Here is a 22,785-nt window from a genome sequence, read left to right as displayed (position 1 = left end):
CCGCTTTTTTGTTCGTTATAAACAGAAATTTCAGAAAATATATTGAATTAAGAAAATAAGTATGCTACTGTATGTAACATGAAAATGAAGTTTAAACTTCAAAAAATAAAATGAGAAGGATGTACTTCTTTGATGGACAATCAAACAATTCAACAAGTCATTCAACATAAATATCAGGAACTTTCAAAGAGTCAGCAAAAGGTAGCGATCTTCATCCTCAAAAATTTGCAGACTGTCGGTGTTCATTCTGCTGCATATGTCGGGGACAAAGCGGGGGTAAGTGAAACGACGGTAATCCGCTTTTGCTACGCGATAGGATTATCGGGTTATGCTGAGTTGCAGCGGGAGATCACGATGCATTTATTCAATGACGGAAAGGCAAGTAGCTTGCAAAATTATTTGCAATCCAAGCAGGCACTATTTGAAACGCCACGTTTTTATGAAAAAACGATGGAAAAGGATGCATCGAGTATTTTAAATGTTGCTAAAAATATTAACGAGGAAGATTTTGATCGTGCTTCGTTCCTACTGCATACGAAGAAGAAAGTCTATATTGTTGGCAATGGGTCCTCCCAATTAGCGGCACAATGGCTGCATTTTACATTAAATATGCTACGTCCTAACGTAGTTCTTTTAGATTTTGAAACTAGTGAAATCATTAGAGCTTTACAAGAAATCGATGAAGATAGTGTGGTCATTATATTATCATTTCACCGTTATTTTAAAGAACCGATACAATTTGCGGCTGAAATTCAAGAAAAAAAATGTGAGATTATTGGTATTACAGATTCTAAAATTGCACCTATCACGCAATATGCAACGATAACTTTTGTGAATGAACAACAAGAAATGTCTACGATTGACGCAATGCCATCATTGATCTCATTTTTAAATACACTAATTGCAGGTATGACTGCACAAGATCACGACTATTATGAAAATCAACGAATAAAATATGATGATTTCCAAAATAGCTTTTTAGCAAATCGATGGAGTTGAATACAATGAATCAAGTTTTACAAAACTTACAGCCTAGATTGGCTGATATTTTTACACATCTACATGAGCATCCGGAAATTAGCTGGCAAGAAAAGAAGACAACGCAATACATCGCCAATATATTGAAGGAGGCACAGATGGAGCCTCAGTTGTTTGAGGATATGACGGGACTGTATGTAGATATTGGGGAAGGGATACCGAGAGTCGGATTTCGTACGGATATTGATGCACTATGGCAGGAAGTTGATGGCAAATTTCAAGCTAATCATTCTTGCGGTCATGATGGTCACATGACGATGGCTATTGGAACGGCACTGGTGTTAAAGGACATGGAGCATTTACTCCCCGGCGCAGTACGTATTCTTTTTCAGCCTGCTGAAGAAAAGGCACAGGGTGCTCGTGCACTTGTTGAGAAGGGACTTATTGATAATCTAGAATACTTATTCGGTGTCCATGTTCGCCCGTTAAAAGAATTACAAGACGGAACGTATGCCCCAGCATTGTACCATGGTGCGGCAAAGCTTTTTACTGGGACCATTATTGGGGAAGAGGCACATGGCGCAAGGCCTGAACTCGGTATTAACGTCATTGAGGTAGGGGCCGCAATTGTCGAAGGGTTACAAAAAATATGGACAGACCCCAACGTCTCTGCGTCAGTCAAAATGACACAATTTAATGCAGGAGGAGCTTCTACAAACATTATTCCGGGAAAAGCAACATTTAGTATTGATGCACGAGCACAAACAAATGAAGTAATGGAAGCAATCACGATTGGTGTTGAACGTGTAAAGGCATCGGTGGAAGCGATGTATGGTGCCAAAATTTCTTTAAATATAGATGCTCATATTGTTGCTGCGTTAGTGAATGATGAGGCATTACAACATATGAATTCAGCTATTGTCGATACGGTTGGTGAAAAAGCATGCGCTTCACCAGTCGTCACTCCTGGAGGAGAAGATTTTCATTTTTATACGTATGAGCGTCCGAACCTTAAAGCAACAATGCTTGGCTTAGGTTGTGGTGTAACACCAGGATTACACCATCCGAAAATGACGTTTAATCGAGAGCGGCTTATTACGGGAGTGAACATTATCACGAGAGCTATTTTACGGGCTTTATAGGCCCTAGCCATCAATAGAGGATAAAGAATAGAAAGAAGTGAGAGTATTGATTGACATAAGGGAAATAAAGACAATTAAACAGCTGGAGCAAGTTCAGCAATTGGAATATAACGTTTGGGGAATGCCTTCAATTCCCATTCATCAAACTTTAACGGCTGTAAAAAATGGCGGTATCGTTGTTGGTGCCTATGATGGTGATCAATTGGTTGGCTTTAGCTATGGCTTTTCAGGATTTCGAGAGGGCAAAAGCTATTTATGTTCCCATATGTTGGGGATAGACGAAAATTACCGCTCCAAAGGAATAGGTGAACAATTAAAATATGCCCAGCAAGCTATTGCTATTGAGCGGGGCTACAATTTAATGGTGTGGACGTTTGATCCGCTGGAAACAAGAAATGGTTTTCTTAATCTGTCAAAATTAAATGGTATTTGTTATACGTATATAGAAAACTGCTACGGTGAAATGCAGGATGGATTAAATAAAGGACTACCTTCAGACCGTTTTGAGGTGTGCTGGTATATAACCTCTGATTACGTAAGTAAAAATGTTTCAATAGATACAGAGGGCGCCATACCAGTTGCAAGCTGTGTACAAAATGAACAGGGATTCCTATGTTTAGAAATAACTGAAAATTTAAAATACGATAAAGATTTATATACGCTACCTGTACCAAAGGATTTTCAAGCATTAAAGCTGCAAGACCCAGCATTAGCATTGGACTGGCGCTTTAAAACGCGACATATTTTACAACGGTTATTTGCACAAGGTTATGCGGCTATTCAATTGCAGCAGCAAGAACATTACAACGAATATGTCCTCGTAAAATTAGAAATTTTAGATCTGGAAGGAGCAAACCAATATGAAAATCACGGAAATTACCATTAGACATTTAAAAATGAAATTAAAAGAACCATTTACAACTAGCTTTGGCACATTTGAGGATAAAGATTTTTTAGTTTTAGAGGCAAAGGATGAAGCAGGAACAATCGGGTGGGGGGAATCTGTGGCGTTCCATTCTCCTTGGTACAATGAGGAAACATTACAAACGAACTGGCATATGCTGGAAGATTTTTTAATTCCTCTTATTTTAAATAAAGAGCTTCAGCATCCGGATGAGGTCAATGAATTATTTAAACCAATTCGCAAAAATAATATGGCGAAATCGACTATTGAAGGTGCAATCTGGGATATTTATGCCCAACAGACGAATCAATCACTGGCAGCTGCACTTGGCGGCAAAAAGGACAATATTGAAGTAGGGATCAGTATCGGTATTCAAAAATCAATCGAGGACTTAGTAGCGTTAGTAGATGGTTTTGTTAAAGAAGGCTATAAACGCATGAAAATCAAAATCAAGCCAGGTTGGGATGTAGAAGTAATGCGTACATTACGAGAAGCGTTCCCTAATGTGGCATTTATGGCGGATGCGAACTCAGCTTATAGCCTGTCAGATGCTGAAACACTTAAGCAACTAGATGCTTTTAATCTAACTATGATTGAGCAGCCATTAGCGTCAGATGACATCATTGACCACGCAGCGTTGCAAAAATTAATCGATACGCCAATCTGCTTGGATGAAAGTATCCATTCATTGGAGGATGCACGTAAAGCTGTTGAGTTAGGCAGTACTAAAATTATTAACATTAAGATTGGTAGAGTTGGTGGCCTAACAGAAGCGAAGAAAATACATGATTATTGTGAGGCAAATAACATTCCAGTTTGGTGTGGAGGCATGCTGGAGTCTGGTATTGGTCGAGCACATAATGTGGCGTTAACTACATTATCGAATTTTATTTTACCTGGAGATACTGCAGGCTCAAGTCGTTATTGGGAAAAGGATATCATTGACCCAGAAGTTGTAGTGAAGGACGGCTATATTGAGGTTCCTCAAAAAGCAGGTATTGGCTATGACGTAAATAGAGAGACGATCGATATGTTCACGGTTGCACAGAAAACATATAAATAAGAAGTATATTTCGTTAGGAAGCCTATGAATATAATTGATTAGATAAGCAGGTGTTCTATGAAAAAAAGTTGGCAGATAGGTGGCGCATTTGTAGGATTAATCGTTGGTGCTGGTTTTGCTTCAGGACAGGAGATTATGCAATACTTTACGAGCTTTGGCCTTTACGGTATAGCGGGAGGAATTGTGGCCACAATTGCATTTGCCTTTTTAGGGATGAGTTTAGCGCAATTAGGTGCAAATTCACAGACAACATCTCATAAAGAGGTTATCTATCAAATTGGTGGACGTTATGTTGGGGCTATATTAGATATTGTCATTACATTCTTCTTATTTGGTGTAGCAGTTGTAATGTTTGCTGGATCGGGGTCAACATTTGAGCAAATGTTTGGGATAAACCCGATGATTGGCAGTGTTTTTATGGTCATCATGACGATTTTAACATTGCTATTAAACGTTAAAAATATTATTAATATAATAGCATTAGTGACACCATATTTAATGGGAATTGTGTTTATTATTTTAATTTACTCCATATTTACAATGGACTTAACAATTGCAGAACAGAATGTGTTAGCGAAAGAGCAAACATCTGCGGCATCTAATTGGATACTAGGTGCACTTCTCTACGTATCTTATAACATAGCTGCTGGTACTGCGATGTTAATCGTTATGGGGGGAACAGTAAAAGAGCGTAAGATTGCCGGTTTAGGAGGTTTTCTTGGTGGTTTAATGCTCGGTATTTTAATCATACTTATTAATATTGCCTTGTTCGTTAAAATGGATGTGGTTGGTGGGACGGCGATGCCAACATTAGAGCTAGCAAAACAGATTCATCCTGTAGTGGGTATCTTAATGTCTATTGCTTTATTAGGCATGATGTACAATACAGCTGTAGGAATGCTTTATGCATTTACAGTACGCTTTATAGCGCCTGACCATCAATATTTTAAAATAGGAATCGTGGTGATTGGTTTAATAGGCTTTGTGGCGAGTTTAGTAGGGTTCACGACATTAGTTGGAAAGGTATATTCAACAATGGGGTATTTAGGCTTTGCATTAATCATTGCGATTATCATCTCGTGGCTACGTAAGATACCAAAAGCTTCATAACTATGTTTTGAGATTCTCTAGTGTTTTTGTACAGCGCTAGGGAATTTTTTTGCAATTTTAGTCATAAAAATAAGGCGTGAAACATACAATAATTGTATGTTTGTTCATTCGGGATGTTTTCTGAAATTCTGCTTTATGTAAAATAAATTCTCGTAATTTTAAATAAAATCTATTTTGTTGCTAGACACTAATTTTTCTGGGTGCTATATTAATGGTGTCATAGTTTTTTAATAATTAGGAAAATAAAGGGTCGTCATAATGTTAAAACTTACGTTATAGTGATGTGCCATACAAGTGATTTCTAATAAATTGTTCCAACATCGGAAGTTTGGGATGACATTTTCTTAAAACGTATACCATGTAAATAAGTTGATTGGAGTGGAGGCTGGGCGACTCCTTGGGGATCAGCGATAGGGGAACGAAGGCTAAAAGCATCACATCCTGTGATAACGCCTTCGTGACCAACATCGGTGCTGCTGCCGCTACGTTAGCACTACGCTTTCGCGCAAAAAACATCTGTTGGCCCGAGACCCTGCAGCGAAGCGGATGTTTTCTGTGCGAAAGCGAAGCGGCAGCAACAAAGCGCCCAGCCGGAACGGAAATCAACCACACATTATGGCCATGACCTAAAACCTTTTCTAATTATAAGAGGTGATGGAGTAAAGAGTAATAAGAAGGATGATAGATGCCTATGGTAAAGAAAACATTAAAACAACGTATTGTTGACGCTTCTGTAGTGCTATTTCAGCAAGATGGCTATCACAATGTAACTGTTGATCGCATTGTTGAATATATTGGTGCATCAAAGGGTGGATTTTATCATAATTTTAAATCGAAAGATGAATTGTTGTATGAAATTCACGATGTATTTATTTCATATGTGATTAAACAGTCACAAGAGGCATATGACAAATACAATACACCAATTACACGTTTATGTGCGATGCTGCAAACACTGACCAAAGTATTTGATATGTATCAAGCACATATTACTGTTTTTTATGAGGAAAGCCGTTCATTACCTGAAGAATATAGTGAAATTATTCATGAAAAACGAGATCAATATCGGGATATTTTACAAAAAGTCATAGAGGAAGGCCAGCAAACAAAGGATTTCCGTACAGAACTACCTTGTACTATTGTAACGATGGCTATTGTGGGGATGATTAACTGGACATATAAATGGTTTAAGCAATCGGGTCCTTTAACAATGGAGGAAATTACAGAAGTCTTTACGGATATGGTATTGCGTGCGATTGTCACTGAACAAGCAATGGATGAAGCCGTACAATTTATGGTCAAGGGGGAGCCAGCAGTAGAGACTGGTTTTATTAATACTTAAAACAAACCGACTAGTCGGTATTAACTTCTTTCAACCGGTCTCAACCCCCGTTGAAAGAGAGGATGCGTTAGCACTACGCTTTCGCGCAAAAAACATTGTGTTGGCCCAAAGCCGATTCCGGACGCAATTATGCCGAGGCATAATTGATTTTTTACAACTATCATCTGAAACGAAATCCGCTATGGCAAATTAAACATTAGGGGGACTGGGGATGAACTTTGAACTAACGAAAGAGCAAGTGATGATTCGAGACATGGTGCGTGATTTTGCTGAAAATGAAATTAAACCGTATGCTCGTGAGGTTGACGAGACATCGACGATGAGAATAGAGAGCTTTAAAAAGATGGCAGAGCTTGGCTTATTAGGAATCCCGTTTCCTGAAGAGTACGGTGGGTCAGGTGGAGATACGGTTTCCTACGCACTTGCTGTTGAAGAAATCGGTCGTGCATGTGGCGGTACAGGATTAAGCTATGCAGCAGCAGTTAGCCTAGGTGCTTCGCCTATTTACAATTTTGGTACAGAGGAGCAAAAGCAGGAATGGCTAGTTCCGTTAGCGAAAGGGGAAACATTAGGTTCGTTTGGCCTAACAGAGCCTAATGCAGGTTCAGATGCTGGAGGGACACGGACAACAGCCGTAATTGATGGTGATGATTACATCATTAATGGTGAAAAATGCTGGATCACAAATGCTGGGTATGCACGTCAAATTATTGTGACAGCAGTTACAGGTAAACGTGAAGATGGGAAAAAAATTATCTCATCTATCATTGTACCAACTAACACTCCTGGCGTAACGATCAACTGCAATTACGACAAAATGGGCGTACGTGGCTCCAATACGTGTGAGATTATTTTGCAAAACGTTCGTGTACCAAGGGCTAATCTATTAGGGGATGAAAAACGCGGATTTAGCCAATTTTTAAATACGTTAGATGGAGGGCGTATTTCCATTGCTGCATTATCTGTAGGAATTGCACAGGCGGCTTATGAGAAAGCATTAAAATACGCAAAAGAACGTGAACAATTTGGTGCACCCATATCAAAACTTCAGGCAATTCAATTTAAATTAGCCGATATGGCAATGGAGATAGAGCTTGCGCGTACGTTAGTACATAAGGCGGCATGGCTTAAAGATCAAAAGAAACCATTCGGGAAGGAAGCGGCAATGGCAAAATTATTTGCTTCTGAAATGGGCTTCCGCACTTGTAATCAAGCCATTCAAATTCATGGTGGTTCAGGGTATATGAAAGAATACGACGTAGAACGTCATCTGCGTGACATTAAGTTAATGGAAATCGGTGAGGGAACGTCTGAAATTCAACGTCTCGTTATTTCTCGTCTAATTGGCTGTTAATCATCTTAAGTAGATAAATAAGGAGGATTTTCATGGCAGAACTTGTGTATCAAACTATTGGTCAATTGCTAGATGAACAATCTGAGAAGTATCCACAGCGGGAAGCATTAGTGTATGCAGACAGGGATTTACGAATGACCTACGAGGAGCTCAATCGGCAAAGTCGTTTGGTAGCTAGAGGGTTGATGGCTCTTGGAATAGAGAAGAGTGAGCATATTGCAGTATGGACGACCAATGTCCCGGAATGGGTGCAGCTACAATTTGCTACAGGTAAAATGGGTGCTCCAATCGTCACTGTAAACACTAATTATCGTTCAAGCGAGTTGGAATATTTATTGAAGCAATCCGATGCAAAAACGATTATTTTAATTGAAAATTATCGAGACCATTCTTTTATGAATACACTGCAAGAGTTATGTCCAGAGCTTAATCATTGTGAACCGGGTAATTTGCAATCAAAGCGACTACCCTTATTGAAAAATGTTATTTTAATTGGCGAGACAAAATACCCTGGCGTGCTAAATTGGTCTGATGTGTTATCTGCTGCAGAGCAAATAACTGAGGAGCAATTAGATCAAAGACAGCAGGCACTTCATTATGATGATGTTATTAATATTCAATATACATCGGGAACAACAGGTTTTCCGAAAGGTGTTATGTTAACGCATTATAACTTAGTCAATAATGCGATTAATATTGCAGAATGTATGCGTTTAACTTATGAAGATCGCTTGTGCATTCCTGTCCCATTCTTCCATTGCTTTGGCTGTGTAATTGGGACATTAGCCATTACAACGAGTGGTGGAACGATGGTACCAGTTCAGGAATTCTCACCTACTGAGGTGCTACAAACTGTTGAAAAAGAGAAATGTACGGCGCTACATGGCGTACCAACGATGTTCATTAGTGAACTTAATTTACCGAATTTTTCGTCTTTCGATCTATCAACGTTGCGTACTGGAGTAATGGCTGGCTCTAACTGTCCTATCGAAGTTATGAAAGCGGTTATCGACAAAATGGGGATGAAGGATGTTACGATCTGCTACGGGCAAACAGAAGCCTCACCTGTTATTACACAAACAAGAGCTGATGACCCACTATTGTTAAAGGTAGAAACCGTGGGCCGCGCATTGCCAAATCTAGAAGTTAAAATTGTCATTCCTGGTACAAACGAAGAAGCTGCGCCGAATGAACAAGGGGAGTTATGTACGAGAGGCTACCATGTCATGAAAGGTTACTATAAAAACCCAGAAGAAACGCTTCTTGCAATAGATAAAGATAACTGGCTGCATACAGGGGATTTGGCAACGATGGATGAGGCGGGCTATGTACGTGTAACAGGTCGTTTAAAAGATATGATTATTCGGGGCGGTGAAAATTTATCGCCTAGAGAAATTGAAGAATTCCTTTATACACATCCAAAAATTGCAGATGTACAGGTTGCGGGCGTTCCTGATCCCGTTTATGGAGAAGAAGCGGCAGCTTGGATTATTTTGCGAGAAGGAGAGCAGGCTACAGAAGAAGAGATTCGAGATTATTGTCGGGATAAAATTTCTAGACATAAAATACCACGACATATTTTCTTTATCGATGACTATCCGATGACTGCATCAGGAAAAGTTCAAAAGTATAGATTAAGAGAGAGTTTCGGTGCAACAGTGAAGTAAGGAGGGGGCAGTGTTATGTTCAAGAAGGTTTTAATTGCAAATCGTGGAGAGATCGCTAGACGTGTTATAAGGACATGCAAACGACTAAATGTTCAAACAGTTGCGGTGTATTCCGAGGCAGATGCTGAAAGCTTACATGTGAAGGACGCGGATGAGGCGTTCTGTATCGGAAAACCACCTGTTGCACAAAGCTATTTAAATATTGATCGTATTCTTGAAGTGGCGAAGGAAAGCGGTGCTGACGCTGTTCATCCCGGCTATGGCTTATTATCAGAAAACGCTGAGTTTGCTAAACGTTGTACGGAGGCGGGCTTCGTTTTTATTGGACCAAGCGCGGACGTTATTGCTTCGATGGGTAGTAAATTAGAAGCTCGGAAAACAATGAAGGCAGCAGGTGTACCAATTGTTGAAGGTGTAGAAGCACCTTTGAAAGATGTAGCAGACGCTATAGAAATTGCATCCCGACTAGGCTATCCGATTATGTTAAAAGCCTCTGCTGGTGGTGGGGGTATCGGCATGCAGCTCGTTGAAAATGCAGAGGAATTGGCAAAAGCCTTTGAGGGCAATCAAAAACGTGCACAGTCATTCTTTGGTGATGGCACGATGTATATGGAACGTTTTATTGCGAATCCTCATCACGTCGAGGTGCAAATTATGGCGGACCATGATGGCAATGTCGTCCCACTATTTGAACGTGAGTGCTCGATTCAACGTAGAAATCAAAAAGTAGTTGAGGAAGCACCATCTCCTTTCATTTCTGAAGAAACAAGAAAACGTATGCTAGATGCGTCGGTCAAGGCAGTGCAACATATTGGCTATGTGAATGCCGGCACGATTGAGTATTTAGTAGATGCAGAGCAAAACTTTTATTTCTTAGAGATGAATACGCGTTTACAGGTGGAGCATCCCGTGACTGAGGAAATTACAAATCTGGATCTTGTAGAAGCGCAATTAAAGATCGCGGCAAAACAACCGCTGGCATTTACGCGCGATAGCATACAAAGAAAAGGACATGCGATTGAAGTACGCATTTACGCAGAAAATCCGTCGACCTTTTTCCCTTCTCCAGGGACAATTACTGCTTTTGAATTGCCTACAGGCGAAGGCATTCGCCATGAATGTGGCGTAGAGGCTGGCACTACGGTAACACCTTTTTACGATCCGATGATTAGCAAGTTGGTAGTGTGGGGAGAAACACGAACAATTGCCTGTGAAAGACTTATTGAGGCACTTCAAGCGTATAAAGTAGAAGGAATTCAAACAAATATTCCAATGCTACTGAAAACAGTCACACATGAACAATTTTTAAAAGGCTATACAACTACTAAATTTGTAGATGAATATTATCTACCTCAATTAGCAGAGACAAAATAAATACATTAAAGGCATTCGCACTTTAATAACGAGTGCGAATGCGTTATCTAAAACATTAATGACACTTGGAGGGATTGACAATGGCAACAGTGAAAGCGAGTATGGCAGGGACAGTATGGAAAATCGTTGTAGCAGAGGGCGAGAAAGTGACAGCAGGACAAGATGTAGCAATTTTAGAGTCGATGAAAATGGAGATTCCTATTGCAGCAGAAGAAGATGGCGTGGTTACAAAAATCATTGCGAGCGAAGGGGATTTCATTAACGTTGATGATGATATTTTAGAAATCGAATAATAAGGAGGTTTCTTTATGCAGCTACCAAAGCATGTAACGTTAAAGGAAGTGGGTCCCCGTGACGGTTTGCAAAATGAGAAAACGCATATTGCAACTGCCGATAAAGTACAGCTAGTGAATTTACTTAGTCAAACAGGATTGAATTATATCGAGGTCACTTCTTTTGTACATCCGAAGTGGATTCCACAGCTGGCTGATGCAGTGGAGGTGCTTCAAGCCATTAAACGCCAAAAAGATATCACGTATGCGGCACTAGTACCGAACATGCGTGGCTTAGAACGTGCATTGCAGGCTGAAGTAGATGAGGTAAGCGTGTTTATGTCTGCCAGTGAAAGCCATAATCAAAGTAATATTAATAAATCGATTAATGAAACATTTCCGATTTTACAGGAAGTTGTGGTAGGGGCAAAGGCAGCACATAAAAATGTACGAGGCTACGTCTCAACGGTGATTGGGTGCCCGTATGAAGGCTACATACAACCAGAAAAGGTTTTGCGAGTAACGGAGAAATTATTCGAAATGGGCGTCGATGAAATTTCGCTTGGTGACACGATTGGTGTTGGTGTACCGACACAGGTGGAAAATCTTTTAGAAGAATTGCTAAAAAGATATCCCGCAGGAAATTTCGCGATGCATTTTCATGATACACGTGGTACAGCACTAGCGAATATTGTTCAATCTTTAGAAATGGGCATTACGAAGTTTGATAGTGCGCTTGGTGGACTCGGAGGCTGTCCGTATGCCAAAGGAGCATCAGGTAATGTAGCCACGGAGGATTTATTGTATTTGTTAGATGAAATGGGTATTAAAACGGGTGTGGAACGGAATAAAGTGCTAGAGGCGGCACTCTTTATTGAACAGAAACTAGGGAAGGACGTTGCTTCTAAACAAATGGCGATTGTCCGTAATGAAAGGAGTGCGAGTCAATTATGACGCAACTCGTTCGTTTTGAGGTAGTAGATCATTGCATTGGGCTTATTACACTTTCAAGACCTGAAGCGGCGAATGCAATGTCTATACAATTACTCCAAGAACTTAGCACGACACTCGACAACATAAATGGCGATCCGGCAGTGAGAGTCGTCTTACTAACGGGAGCAGGGGAAAAAGCTTTTTGCGCAGGCGCAGATTTAAAAGAGCGTAAAGGGATGCCAGACCGACAAGTAAAGCAGATCGTGCAATTAATCGGGGCAACAGTGGCAAAAGTAGAGGCACTCGCTCAACCTGTTATCGCCGTACTAAATGGTGTTGCTTTTGGTGGCGGACTCGAACTAGCTTTAGCCTGTGATTTACGTCTGGCTGCTGCCCATACCAAACTAGGTCTTACGGAAACATCTCTCGGCATCATCCCAGGGGCAGGAGGTACGCAACGACTTCCTCGACTCATTGGCATTGGAAAAGCGAAGGAATTAATTTATACAGCACGTCGATTAAACGCTGAGGAAGCAAGAAACTACGGTATTGTTGAGTATATTTATGAGGGACATGAAATACTTGAAAAGGCACAGCAGCTTGCACTTGAAATGGCCAAAAATGCGCCACTTTCTTTAGTACAGGCGAAAATTGCCATGAATCAAGGTGTTGAAGTAGATTTAGCTACGGGCTTAAAAATCGAATCACTTGCATATAATGCTCTGATTCCTACAGAAGATCGATTAGAGGGCTTACTAGCTTTCCAGGAAAAGCGAACACCGCAATATGTAGGGAAATAAAAGGAGGCATTTAACCAAAAGGCAAAGTCATGGCTAAATCAAAAGGTGAAGATAATCTATGCCATGATTAAAAGTTAATTGGAGTAGAGACTGGGCGACTCCTTGGGGATCAGCGATAGGGGAACGAAGGCTAAAACCATCACATCCTGTGATAACGCCTTCGTGACCAACATCGTGTTGGCCCGAGACCCTGGAGCGAGCAACGCGAGTGAAGCGGCTCATCGGACGCCCCCAGGAAGCTCTGCTCTGCGCGAAAGCGAAGCGTCAGCGGCAAAGCGCTCGGTCGGAACGGAAATCAACCTCACACTTTGTTTATGATCTGAAATCTAAGTGAATTTATTATAATTATGGAATGTAAGAGAGAAGAAATACGAAGGGTAAAGTAATTATGCTAAGGCGTAACCGATTTGGGCAAAAGGAGGAATTAACGATGAGCAATGTACCGACAGAAAATACGACGAAAACAATGAAGGAACAAATTTTAGCAGGGGGCCTGCCAAAATATCACGATAAAAATGCACAGCAAGGAAAGCTATTTGTACGTGAACGACTCGAATTATTACTAGATGATGGATTACAATCGGAGGATGGCTTGTATGCAAACTGCTTAGCAGGTGACTTACCAGCAGATGGCGTTGTAACTGGAATCGGTAAAATCCATGGCCGCACTGTTTGTGTATTAGCGAACGATTCGACGATTAAAGCTGGCTCTTGGGGTAAACGTACAGTAGAAAAAATGATTCGTATTCAGGAAACAGCAGAAAAGCTAAATTGCCCATTGTTGTATCTAGTCGATTCGGCAGGTGCACGTATTACTGACCAATTGGAAATGTTCCCTGGTCGAAGAGGTGCAGGACGCATTTTCTATAATCAGGTGAAGCTTTCAGGTAAAATTCCCCAAATATGCTTACTGTTTGGACCTTCCGCAGCAGGAGGTGCATACATCCCTGCATTCTGCGATATTGTAGTCATGGTAGAGGGTAATGCATCGATGTATTTAGGATCTCCACGTATGGCAGAAATGGTTATAGGTGAGAAGGTAGATTTGGAAACGATGGGTGGAGCGAAAATGCACTGTTCTGTTTCCGGTTGCGGAGATGTGCTTGCTAAAACAGAGCAAGAAGCAATTGCCTATGCTCGTAAATATTTAAGCTATTTCCCGAACAATTATGCGGAGCGCAGTAAGGTAGAGGCTCCAAAACCACCAGCTATATTTGATAAATCGATTGATGAACTAATACCGAAAAATCAAAACGTTCCTTTTGATATGTATAAGCTAATAGAACGGATTATTGATGAAGATTCGTTTTGTGAAGTGAAAAAATTATTCGCTCCAGAATTAATTACAGGACTAGGACGCATTAATGGGCAATCTGTCGGAATAATCGCCAATCAACCTCGCGTCAAGGGGGGCGTTTTATTCCACGATTCAGCTGATAAAGCAGCAAAGTTCATTTCACTTTGTGATGCGTTTAATATTCCGCTTCTTTTCCTCGCAGATGTACCGGGTTTTATGATTGGTACGCAAGTTGAAAAAGCAGGGATTATACGCCATGGAGCGAAAATGATTTTTGCAATGAGCGAGGCAACTGTCCCTAAATTAACGGTCATTGTCCGTAAGGCATATGGTGCAGGGCTGTATGCAATGGCAGGTCCTGCTTTTGAGCCAGACTGTTGCATTGCACTATCCAATGCGCAAATTGCTGTAATGGGTCCTGAAGCCGCGGTCAATGCAGTTTATGCCAATAAAATTGCTGAACTCCCAAAAGAGGAGCAAGCAAGCTTTATTGCAGAAAAGCGCAAGGAATATCAAGAGGAAATCGATGTCTATCGCCTAGCTTCCGAGCTTATCATTGACGATGTCATTGAGCCAAATGATTTAAGAAAAGCACTCGAATCACGTTTAGAGCTCTATATGTCAAAATATCTATTATTCTCGGAACGTAAACATGGAGTAAATCCAGTATAAAGCACGAAAAAATGCTGTCTCAGTTAATGGAGGCAGCTTTTTTATTGTGAGCTTTTCTTTCTAATTGAACCTGGACAGACGTATAGTATAAGGGGAAAAAATAAAAACGTTTGACCTAACTTATTTTTACCCCTTGCTTGGTGAAGAGGTGCATATTAAAATGATGAGAGGATCAAGGGAAGTAGGTGGTATAGGCATGGCAAAAAATAATATACAGGGTAGTGCCAAGCTACCGTTACCTTATCGTTCACTGATAGATACATATTATTTACCGATAAAGGTAACAGGTTGGATATTTTTTTGCATCTATTCCGTCATAGCTTTTTATAAACTGGTGATTGATCGTCTAGTGAATGTAGTCGTGATTTTGTTCCATGGCGAATACTCTCTTGGTGATTTAGGGCTGTTTGATTACAGCAACTGGCGATTAACGACGAATTTTGTTCCCTTTGATACAATTCTTCGTTATATAAATTACTCTCAGTATTTTAATTTTGACATCATTATTATTAATTTGCTCGGCAACTTATTAATATTTACTCCAATGGGCTTTTTACTACCGCTATTATCAAAAAAGTGTCGTAAAGCTTGGAAAGTTATTTGTATAGGCTTTTTCTCTAGTCTAGCGGTAGAAACCATCCAGTTTATTTTTAGAGTTGGATCGGCAGATATCGATGATCTGATTTTAAATACCCTGGGAGCATGGCTTGGCTACCTAGCCTATAAAAGTATATTGATTAAAAATAGATAAAACAGTCCTTACTAAAGGGCTGTTTTTTAGTGGCGAATTAACACCATAAACTATTAAATGAATAGAATATCACAAGCTTATGAAGGTCTATATGCCTGATTTATCGAAATTTATTTATTTCTTTAGAAGCTTAGTATTCATTTACTCTTGAATTTGATTAAGAAAATTCCGATAATTAGGATACAGAAACTATCATATTTATTACGTAACTTTCATATTAACTTAGAAAGCCGAGGTGAATCATATGAAACTATCAAGTTTAATAGAACAAGAAAGAATGTCATCACAATATAATCGTAAAAAGATTTTACAGCGAAAACAAGCAGATGATGCATATCGAAAAAACTCATTGTATTTCCAGCCAAAGAAAAATCCGTTATTGCTTGAGCTCGAAAATCTACTTTTAGGGCGTACAGATCAAGATCTCTACGAGCAGCAAAAAGAGGAATCTAAAGAAGTCACGCCTCGACAGCAAACAATCATGCAGGATTTACAACAAACGAAAAAGAATGTGCTCGCTCATGAGCAAACGCAAAAAGCTGAAGCTCCTGAATATTCACAGATAGAGGATTTAGATGAAGAAGCGCCTTTCGTAGATGATGTGAATGCCAATGAACTGTTCCAAACGTTAGAGCAGGTGAGGACTGCAGCGTTAGCACCCGCACAGCCATCACCACAGGATTTACGTGTTGCGGCAAGTGCAAATGCTCAATTACTTCACATGCAGGGGCAACTAAATGATCAAGAGTTAGATGAAAGGGAGCCTTCTTTTGTACGTGAAACTATTGAAGTTAAAGTACCTGAACGTTTTTTGAAAGAATTGAAATTAGACCCATTTGCAGATACAATTTTCGGTAAGAGTTATGCAGAGGCCTATAAGGCGCGAACATTTAAATACGCTTCTGAAAAATATGCGACTCATATACAAATGGCGAAAGACGGCTATCAACCAGGAAATGACCCTAAGTTCTCTATGATAGCCTAATGCTGGAGATGGGAGTTTTTTTAACATGGCTAAAGCAAAGCATGCGAAAACAAATGCAATAAGATTATTGGAGCAACAAAAAATACAATTCGAAGTAATTGAATATGAGACTGGAGACGGCCAAGTTGACGGAATTTCGGTTGCTGAAAAAATTGGCCACCCAGTTTCTCGTGTTTTCAAGACATTAGTAGCAAAGGCAAGTGCACAAAAACTTTTTGTATTTGTTATTCCTGTAGCAGATGAGCTCGATTTAAAAGCTGCTGCAAAGGTTGTAGGAGAAAAGAAAATCGACATGCTTCCAGTCAAGGAATTACTTGGCTATACAGGCTATGTGCGAGGCGGATGCTCTCCAGTCGGCATGAAGAAACTTTACCCAACTGTCATCGATGCGTCCGCTCAAGAGCAAGGAAATATTATTGTGAGTGCCGGGAAAATCGGCATGCAAATCCACGTACAACTAGATGATTTAGTTGCCGTTACAAAGGCAAAGCTCGCACCAATTACCACTACCCAAGCATGATATGTTGGGTAGTTTTTTATTGGGCTTTTAAGTAGTGACAGTTGAAAAAGATTGCTTGGTTATGGTTATCCGCTTGGCGATGTGGAAGAAACGATTAGGTTACTTCGCAAACTGTTCAGGTAAGCAAAGAGTTCGTTCGGGTAGCTCGGTAAATTGCTCGGCTAAGTCGAATAAGCCCTTTATATCCGTTCAATCTTGATAGTCTGAATGCTTTTCCTTTACATTGTAAATACGCATATGGGACCTCCTGTAAATAAGAAAGTATACGTTCATGATTGCATGAACGTATTTTTTTATTAAAAAAGAACAATAATGTGCAATTAATTAGTTTTGAAGAGTACTTAAACAATAAAAAGAAAAACAAAAGTATAGTGTAGTTAAGGTAATTCTCAGACAGAAAGGGGGGGATGTTTTGAAAGTGTTAATTGTTTCAACGTCAACTTTATTTATTGAAGCATTACAAATAGCTATTCGTGATAGGCGTTCAACTTGGCAAGTAGATACTTATCAAATTCAAACTCCTATATTTGATCAAACCTTGATGAAAAAAATTAAAGAACAATGCCTTGATATTGTGGTAGTGGAAGCAACTAATCAACATTTTACAATGACAATTGATAGTTTGAAGAAATTAAAATGTCCAGAAATAGACATCATGTTACTTGTGGATTCAAGGATGGGTGAGGTCTACCATCACCTAAAAGATGAAGAAAGGTGGACCAGTGTTACTAAAAATACAAGTCTGGACGAATTTTTAATATTGTTGGAATCATTTGGATGTAATATACCTGATTTACCAGATGTCTCTTTAAGGGAGGTGGATAAAAAGATACTAAAAGAGTTAGCGGTAGGTCACTCATTTGAATTTATCCAACGTACACAAGAGCTATCGGCTGAAGAAATAGATCAGTCACTTTATCGAATTAATACTTATTTTAAAGTACCAAATTATATAGAATCCATTGTTAAAGCATTTGAACAGAAAATAATTACAAATTGAACATGCGAAGGAGGAAAATTAATATGAAAAAAGTTTTAGGTCTTTTAGGTGGATTAATTATTGGCATCGTTGTTATTGCTATCATAAAAATGGTTAATTAGGAGAGATGCTTTATGACATTTAAAATCGAAAATTTAAATAAAAGCTTTGGTGATAAAAAAGCAGTAAACAATATTTCAATTCGATTAGAAGAAGGGCAAATATTAGGCATGCTTGGTCGAAATGGTGCCGGAAAAACAACTACCATTCGAATGATGTTAGAGTTAATTCCGAAAGATAGTGGACAAATTTTATGGAAAGGAAAACCTTTCTCCAAGAAGAACTTAAAAATTGGTTATTTACCAGAAGAGCGTGGTCTTTATGCGAAAATGAACGTTTTAGATCAAATTATTTATTTTGGTATGTTAGAAGGAATGGATAAAAAAGAAGCTAAAAGAGAGGCCCTAAAATGGTTAGAAAAGCTTGAAATCTCTTATGCAGCAAAGAAGCGCACTGAACAATTATCTAAAGGAAATCAGCAAAAAGTACAATTAATTACAGCAATTATACATGATCCGGAGTTTATCATATTAGATGAACCTTTCAGCGGGTTAGATCCAGTCAATGCTGATATGTTAAAAAGTGTTGTAAAAGAATTAATCGCTCAAAAGAAAACAATTATTTTCTGTAGTCATCAAATGGATCAAGTTGAATCATTTTGTAACCAAATTTGTATTTTGAAAGATGGGGATTTAATTGTGTCAGATCAATTATCAGCTGTAAAAAAATCTTATGATTATCGTTATTTAGAATTAGATACAACAGCTAACATTAAAGATTACTTAGCTTTGAAACAATATAAATTCACACAAGAAAATAATCGTTATAAATTGCGTATTCCACGAAATGATAAAATCCATCAAACGATTCGGGAAATTGATGAAAAGTTTGATTTACAAGGAGTTTCATTGAAAGAACCAAGTTTACATGAAATCTTTATTGAACGAACAGGGGGGGCGTAAATGCGCAATTTTAGCATTGTATTTAATAACGTTTTCAAAGAGGCTGTAAAAACAAAGGCATATTTATATATGACGATTGGTTTAGTAGGATTGAGTTTACTTCTCTTTGCCTCACCATTTATCATGAAAGTCTTTACTTCGAACAGTCCGGATGAGACTTATAAAATTGTCAATCAAACATCTTTAGAACTATCTGAAAAAGAGTTAACAGGGTTAGCCGGAAGCTGGACAATAGTAGAAAATGCGAATATAGAAGACCTAAAAGAAGATATAAAAACTAAGGAATTAACTGGATTCTTTGTATTAGAAGATCAAACGAATGTAATGCAATTGAATATCTACATGCCGAAAGTAAACAATGAAGTGCTACTTACGTTAGAATCTTATATTAAACAAAAGAAAGTAGCGTCAATTGTTGCTAAACAATCGATTGACACGGGTGTCGTTCAAGAATTGAATACACCACTCCAAAGCAGTGTTCAATCGTTATATGAAACAGAACCAAATGCGTTGTTTATTATTTACGGTTTAATAACTATTATGTTCTTTTCTATTTCAATATACGGTAACAACGTTGCAACAGCGATTGCATCTGAAAAATCTTCACGTGTCATGGAAGTCATGATTACAAAAGTGGCACCAGTCCCTATGATGTACGGGAAAATTTTAGGCATTGGTTTAGCTAGTTTAACACAATTATTTATTTTTATGGGTGCCCTTTTATTATGGGCAAACGTAGGTATTTTTGAAGTTCCTGAAGGCTCGTTTGTACAAGCTGTAATGGAAACTATTACATGGGGAACAGCAGGGTATATTCTTATTTTCTGTACCATTGGATACTTTATCTATGCAACTTTGTATGCAATTGTTGGATCCATGATAAGCCGCCCGGATGATTTAGCAAGTGCATCGATGCCAATTATGATTATATTAATGGCAAGTTTAGTAGTAGAGATGCTCTTTGTAGTGGATTCTCCAGAAGGAACGATGACGAATATAACTTCTTACATTCCATTTACGGCACCAACGAGTGTATTGATTCGTATTGTATATAATACGATTTCACCAATCGAAATTGCTGTTTCGCTATTAGTAATGATATCTTTTATTGCTTTATTTGCAGCAGTGGCAGCGAAAATCTATCCAAAAGGCGTTTTAAAATCAGATAGCTTAACATTTAAACAACTAATTCAATTTAATAGATAGTCCTGCGATTATAAGAACAAAATGTCAAGATCTTTTGTTATCAAAGGGCAAAAAGAATAATTGCTCTAGTTTATAGCAAAACTTAAACAAAATAGTGAACAGCCCGTAGCCACAATTGCTGGTTATGGGCGATTTTTGTACGTGGTAGCACGCGATGGGATGAACTTGTGGATGCATTTTTATATGGAGATTCTTGTAGAATGGAAGGATGAAATAGAATTTCCAGAAGAAATTAAAAGTACAGAATTTTTTAAAATGAAATATAATGGTCTTATAGTAAAATGTTAGGAGTATGATAAATGGATGTACTAACAGGAAAAATGCTACTAATGAGCATTATTCAGTTTTCTATGATGCTATTTTTCTGTACATATATTTTAGACTTATATTGGTCAAAAAAACAGTTGATTACTATTATAATTATTATATTTTTGCCAACTTTTTTGTTGTTCCCGTTTATTGGTGCGTGGTCAATGTTATATTGTTTATCGCTATTAGCTATCATGATGTATCGAGAAACAAAAGTTGTTATGAACATTCTTCATGTGTGTATGGCACTGATACTTTTAGTAATAGGGGACAATATTTCTAACATACTGACTTTTCGGTTGTTTAATGGGATAGGGAATGAGCAACTATCAATAATTAGTTATTTCTTTTTTTATATAGTATTTGGTCTAATATTTGCTTTTTGTTACAAAAGAATTGTGAAATATTTGATAAGTCGCTGGGTAATTAATAGCTTTGTTTCGTATATTTCGGTATTCCTTGGTATTACAACAGTCATCTTTATGTACATCAATATCATGGCAATTGACCATGACAATTTCTATGAAAGTGTTCAAAATAATTTAGCGATGTTCCTAATTTATTTTGTATTACTTTCAATTAGTGTATTTGTCGTTTTATATTTAGCATTTAAACAATATAAAATGAAGCAACGTGAACAAGAAATGAAAAACTTCGAATCCTATGTTACATCAATTGAACAAATTAACCAAGATATGCGCAAATTTAAACATGACTACATTAATATTTTATCTTCACTGCGTACATTTATTGATGATAAAAACTATGAAGGTCTACATACATACTTCTATGATCATATTTTAGAAGCGAATCATCATGAACAACTAAATCAACAAGCGATGATGATGCTAAATAACTTAAAAATAAACAGTTTAAAAGGGTTAGTGACCACGAAAATTTTACAAGCCCAATCACATCATGTACCGTTTTATATTGAAATTGTTGAGGAGATTACTGATATTGATGTAGATCCAATTCTTTTAAATCGCATGGTCGGCATTCTACTAGATAATGCGATTGAAGCTGCACGAGGAGTTGAAAATGGCGAAGTACGAATGGCGTTTATCCACATGGGTGAGGTTGTCTTATTAGTTGTGAGTAACACATTTGATAAGAAAATAGCTATAAAGGTACATGAAATTTATCAAGAAGGCTTTTCAACAAAGGGAGAAAATCGAGGTTTAGGCTTAGCTAATTTACGTCAAATAACAAATGATTTACATAACGTCAATTTGAACACGAAAATTAGTTCCCCTTATTTTATTCAAGAAGTTGAGTTTCGAAAGGAGTAGATAAGATGGATATTATTATTTGCGAAGATGATATAGCTCAATTAGAAAGAGCAAAAAAAACAATCGAAAACTACGCTATGATTGAAGACAATGGGATGAAAATTGTGCTGGCCACTACAAATCCTGATGATGTTCTAGCATTTTTAGAAAATGATAAAGCTGATTGCTATTTTTTAGATATAGATTTAAATCACGAAATTACAGGTATTGCATTAGGGACTAAGATTCGAGAAAAAGACCCTATTGCTAGTCTAGTATATATTACAACACATGCAGAAATGAGTTATCTTACATTTATTTATAAACTGGCTGCGTTAGATTTTATCATTAAAGATCACCCAGACTTGTTAAAAGATAAATTATTATCTACTTTGAAAGAAGCGCATCGACGTTATTTAAAAATAGGGGAACAAGATAACATTCAAAAATTTCAAATTAAAACAACAGGGCGTACTCACAATATTGACTTTCAAAATGTTTATTTTTTCGAAGCTTCCCCAGGCTCACATAAAATTATTTTACATTTAGAAAATGAACATCTTGAATTTTACGGTCGATTGAAGGATTATGAAGATTTACATGAAGATTTTTATCGTTGTCACAAATCGTTTATTGTAAATAGAAGCAAAATTAAAAATATCGATTCAAAGGAAAGAATTATTTTTTTAGATAATGATGAAGTTTGTTATGTTTCTGCTCGACTTATTAAAGGTTTAATGAAGTAAGGGCATGTTCATAGCCTTCTCTTTTAGTCTAATGAACAGATATTATTGAGGCGTAACTCATTCTATTAAATAGGAAGCTACTTTTATT

At 38.1% G+C, this 22,785-nt stretch carries 21 protein-coding genes; all 21 read left to right on the top strand.

What is annotated here, in order from left to right:
- Positions 1-132 precede the first annotated feature (132 nt).
- The 21 genes from MOK21_RS17490 to MOK21_RS17390 all read left to right on the top strand — a co-directional run bounded on the left by MOK21_RS17490 (position 133) and on the right by MOK21_RS17390 (position 22,697).
- The gene (locus MOK21_RS17490; protein ID WP_249075292.1) at positions 133-999 is read left to right on the top strand and encodes a MurR/RpiR family transcriptional regulator; all 867 of its coding nucleotides are present in this window, start codon (positions 133-135) and stop codon (positions 997-999) included.
- Positions 1,000-1,004: 5 nt separating this feature from the next.
- A complete protein-coding gene (locus tag MOK21_RS17485) occupies positions 1,005-2,120 on the top strand; it encodes a M20 peptidase aminoacylase family protein (protein WP_249075263.1) in 1,116 nt (371 codons plus the stop codon).
- A gap of 37 nt (positions 2,121-2,157) precedes the next feature.
- Positions 2,158-3,006 carry a GNAT family N-acetyltransferase gene (locus MOK21_RS17480; protein ID WP_308221941.1) on the top strand — a complete coding sequence of 283 codons (849 nt, stop codon included), beginning with the start codon at positions 2,158-2,160 and terminating at the stop codon, positions 3,004-3,006.
- Positions 2,981-4,087 (top strand): o-succinylbenzoate synthase, encoded by a 1,107-nt coding sequence (gene menC, locus MOK21_RS17475; protein ID WP_249075261.1) that lies wholly within the window; start codon positions 2,981-2,983, stop codon positions 4,085-4,087. Before MOK21_RS17480 ends, menC begins: the two co-directional genes overlap by 26 nt.
- A 57-nt stretch (positions 4,088-4,144) precedes the next feature.
- Positions 4,145-5,197, top strand: coding sequence for a YkvI family membrane protein (locus MOK21_RS17470; RefSeq protein WP_249075260.1), 1,053 nt, complete (start codon positions 4,145-4,147; stop codon positions 5,195-5,197).
- Between the two features lie 691 nt (positions 5,198-5,888).
- Positions 5,889-6,539 (top strand): TetR/AcrR family transcriptional regulator, encoded by a 651-nt coding sequence (locus tag MOK21_RS17465; protein WP_249075291.1) that lies wholly within the window; start codon positions 5,889-5,891, stop codon positions 6,537-6,539.
- A gap of 211 nt (positions 6,540-6,750) precedes the next feature.
- Entirely contained in the window at positions 6,751-7,893 is a 1,143-nt protein-coding gene (locus MOK21_RS17460; protein ID WP_249075259.1) for an acyl-CoA dehydrogenase, read from the top strand.
- A gap of 32 nt (positions 7,894-7,925) precedes the next feature.
- Complete coding sequence (locus tag MOK21_RS17455) at positions 7,926-9,560, top strand: AMP-binding protein (protein WP_249075258.1); 1,635 nt, start codon at positions 7,926-7,928, stop codon at positions 9,558-9,560.
- A gap of 15 nt (positions 9,561-9,575) precedes the next feature.
- Complete coding sequence (locus tag MOK21_RS17450; RefSeq protein ID WP_249075257.1) at positions 9,576-10,934, top strand: acetyl-CoA carboxylase biotin carboxylase subunit; 1,359 nt, start codon at positions 9,576-9,578, stop codon at positions 10,932-10,934.
- Between the two features lie 80 nt (positions 10,935-11,014).
- Positions 11,015-11,227 (top strand): acetyl-CoA carboxylase biotin carboxyl carrier protein subunit, encoded by a 213-nt coding sequence (locus MOK21_RS17445; protein WP_249075256.1) that lies wholly within the window; start codon positions 11,015-11,017, stop codon positions 11,225-11,227.
- A 15-nt stretch (positions 11,228-11,242) separates the two neighbouring features.
- Positions 11,243-12,160, top strand: a complete 918-nt coding sequence (locus MOK21_RS17440) for a hydroxymethylglutaryl-CoA lyase (RefSeq protein WP_249075255.1) — start codon at positions 11,243-11,245, stop codon at positions 12,158-12,160.
- Positions 12,157-12,939 carry an enoyl-CoA hydratase gene (locus MOK21_RS17435; RefSeq protein WP_249075254.1) on the top strand — a complete coding sequence of 261 codons (783 nt, stop codon included), beginning with the start codon at positions 12,157-12,159 and terminating at the stop codon, positions 12,937-12,939. Before MOK21_RS17440 ends, MOK21_RS17435 begins: the two co-directional genes overlap by 4 nt.
- Before the next feature lie 430 nt (positions 12,940-13,369).
- A complete protein-coding gene (locus tag MOK21_RS17430; RefSeq protein WP_249075253.1) occupies positions 13,370-14,908 on the top strand; it encodes an acyl-CoA carboxylase subunit beta in 1,539 nt (512 codons plus the stop codon).
- A 196-nt stretch (positions 14,909-15,104) separates the two neighbouring features.
- Positions 15,105-15,659: a VanZ family protein gene (locus MOK21_RS17425; protein ID WP_249075252.1), complete on the top strand. Its 555-nt coding sequence runs from the start codon at positions 15,105-15,107 to the stop codon at positions 15,657-15,659.
- A gap of 244 nt (positions 15,660-15,903) precedes the next feature.
- The gene (locus MOK21_RS17420; protein ID WP_249075251.1) at positions 15,904-16,644 is read left to right on the top strand and encodes a hypothetical protein; all 741 of its coding nucleotides are present in this window, start codon (positions 15,904-15,906) and stop codon (positions 16,642-16,644) included.
- A 25-nt stretch (positions 16,645-16,669) separates the two neighbouring features.
- Entirely contained in the window at positions 16,670-17,164 is a 495-nt protein-coding gene (ybaK, locus tag MOK21_RS17415) for a Cys-tRNA(Pro) deacylase (protein ID WP_249075250.1), read from the top strand.
- A 418-nt stretch (positions 17,165-17,582) separates the two neighbouring features.
- On the top strand, positions 17,583-18,164 hold the full coding sequence (locus MOK21_RS17410; protein WP_249075290.1) for a glycosidase: 582 nt from the start codon (positions 17,583-17,585) through the stop codon (positions 18,162-18,164).
- A gap of 113 nt (positions 18,165-18,277) precedes the next feature.
- Positions 18,278-19,165, top strand: coding sequence for an ABC transporter ATP-binding protein (locus MOK21_RS17405; protein ID WP_249075249.1), 888 nt, complete (start codon positions 18,278-18,280; stop codon positions 19,163-19,165).
- Positions 19,166-20,371 carry an ABC transporter permease gene (locus tag MOK21_RS17400; protein WP_249075248.1) on the top strand — a complete coding sequence of 402 codons (1,206 nt, stop codon included), beginning with the start codon at positions 19,166-19,168 and terminating at the stop codon, positions 20,369-20,371.
- Positions 20,372-20,670: 299 nt separating this feature from the next.
- A complete protein-coding gene (locus MOK21_RS17395; RefSeq protein ID WP_249075247.1) occupies positions 20,671-21,972 on the top strand; it encodes a sensor histidine kinase in 1,302 nt (433 codons plus the stop codon).
- A 5-nt stretch (positions 21,973-21,977) separates the two neighbouring features.
- Complete coding sequence (locus MOK21_RS17390) at positions 21,978-22,697, top strand: LytR/AlgR family response regulator transcription factor (protein ID WP_249075246.1); 720 nt, start codon at positions 21,978-21,980, stop codon at positions 22,695-22,697.
- The last annotated feature ends 88 nt before the right edge of the window (positions 22,698-22,785 follow it).

The organism is Lysinibacillus sp. BPa_S21, from assembly GCF_023337795.1.
Classification (GTDB): Bacteria; Bacillota; Bacilli; order Bacillales_A; family Planococcaceae; genus Lysinibacillus.
This window is presented reverse-complemented; position numbering and strand designations above follow the sequence as displayed.

Coding starts and splice junctions, on each gene's coding strand:
- MOK21_RS17490 (WP_249075292.1), top strand. CDS start 133: ATGGACAATCAAACAATTCAACAAGTCATTCAACATAAATATCAGGAA.
- MOK21_RS17485 (WP_249075263.1), top strand. CDS start 1,005: ATGAATCAAGTTTTACAAAACTTACAGCCTAGATTGGCTGATATTTTT.
- menC (WP_249075261.1), top strand. CDS start 2,981: ATGAAAATCACGGAAATTACCATTAGACATTTAAAAATGAAATTAAAA.
- MOK21_RS17470 (WP_249075260.1), top strand. CDS start 4,145: ATGAAAAAAAGTTGGCAGATAGGTGGCGCATTTGTAGGATTAATCGTT.
- MOK21_RS17465 (WP_249075291.1), top strand. CDS start 5,889: ATGGTAAAGAAAACATTAAAACAACGTATTGTTGACGCTTCTGTAGTG.
- MOK21_RS17460 (WP_249075259.1), top strand. CDS start 6,751: ATGAACTTTGAACTAACGAAAGAGCAAGTGATGATTCGAGACATGGTG.
- MOK21_RS17455 (WP_249075258.1), top strand. CDS start 7,926: ATGGCAGAACTTGTGTATCAAACTATTGGTCAATTGCTAGATGAACAA.
- MOK21_RS17450 (WP_249075257.1), top strand. CDS start 9,576: ATGTTCAAGAAGGTTTTAATTGCAAATCGTGGAGAGATCGCTAGACGT.
- MOK21_RS17445 (WP_249075256.1), top strand. CDS start 11,015: ATGGCAACAGTGAAAGCGAGTATGGCAGGGACAGTATGGAAAATCGTT.
- MOK21_RS17440 (WP_249075255.1), top strand. CDS start 11,243: ATGCAGCTACCAAAGCATGTAACGTTAAAGGAAGTGGGTCCCCGTGAC.
- MOK21_RS17435 (WP_249075254.1), top strand. CDS start 12,157: ATGACGCAACTCGTTCGTTTTGAGGTAGTAGATCATTGCATTGGGCTT.
- MOK21_RS17430 (WP_249075253.1), top strand. CDS start 13,370: ATGAGCAATGTACCGACAGAAAATACGACGAAAACAATGAAGGAACAA.
- MOK21_RS17425 (WP_249075252.1), top strand. CDS start 15,105: ATGGCAAAAAATAATATACAGGGTAGTGCCAAGCTACCGTTACCTTAT.
- MOK21_RS17420 (WP_249075251.1), top strand. CDS start 15,904: ATGAAACTATCAAGTTTAATAGAACAAGAAAGAATGTCATCACAATAT.
- ybaK (WP_249075250.1), top strand. CDS start 16,670: ATGGCTAAAGCAAAGCATGCGAAAACAAATGCAATAAGATTATTGGAG.
- MOK21_RS17405 (WP_249075249.1), top strand. CDS start 18,278: ATGACATTTAAAATCGAAAATTTAAATAAAAGCTTTGGTGATAAAAAA.
- MOK21_RS17400 (WP_249075248.1), top strand. CDS start 19,166: ATGCGCAATTTTAGCATTGTATTTAATAACGTTTTCAAAGAGGCTGTA.
- MOK21_RS17395 (WP_249075247.1), top strand. CDS start 20,671: ATGGATGTACTAACAGGAAAAATGCTACTAATGAGCATTATTCAGTTT.
- MOK21_RS17390 (WP_249075246.1), top strand. CDS start 21,978: ATGGATATTATTATTTGCGAAGATGATATAGCTCAATTAGAAAGAGCA.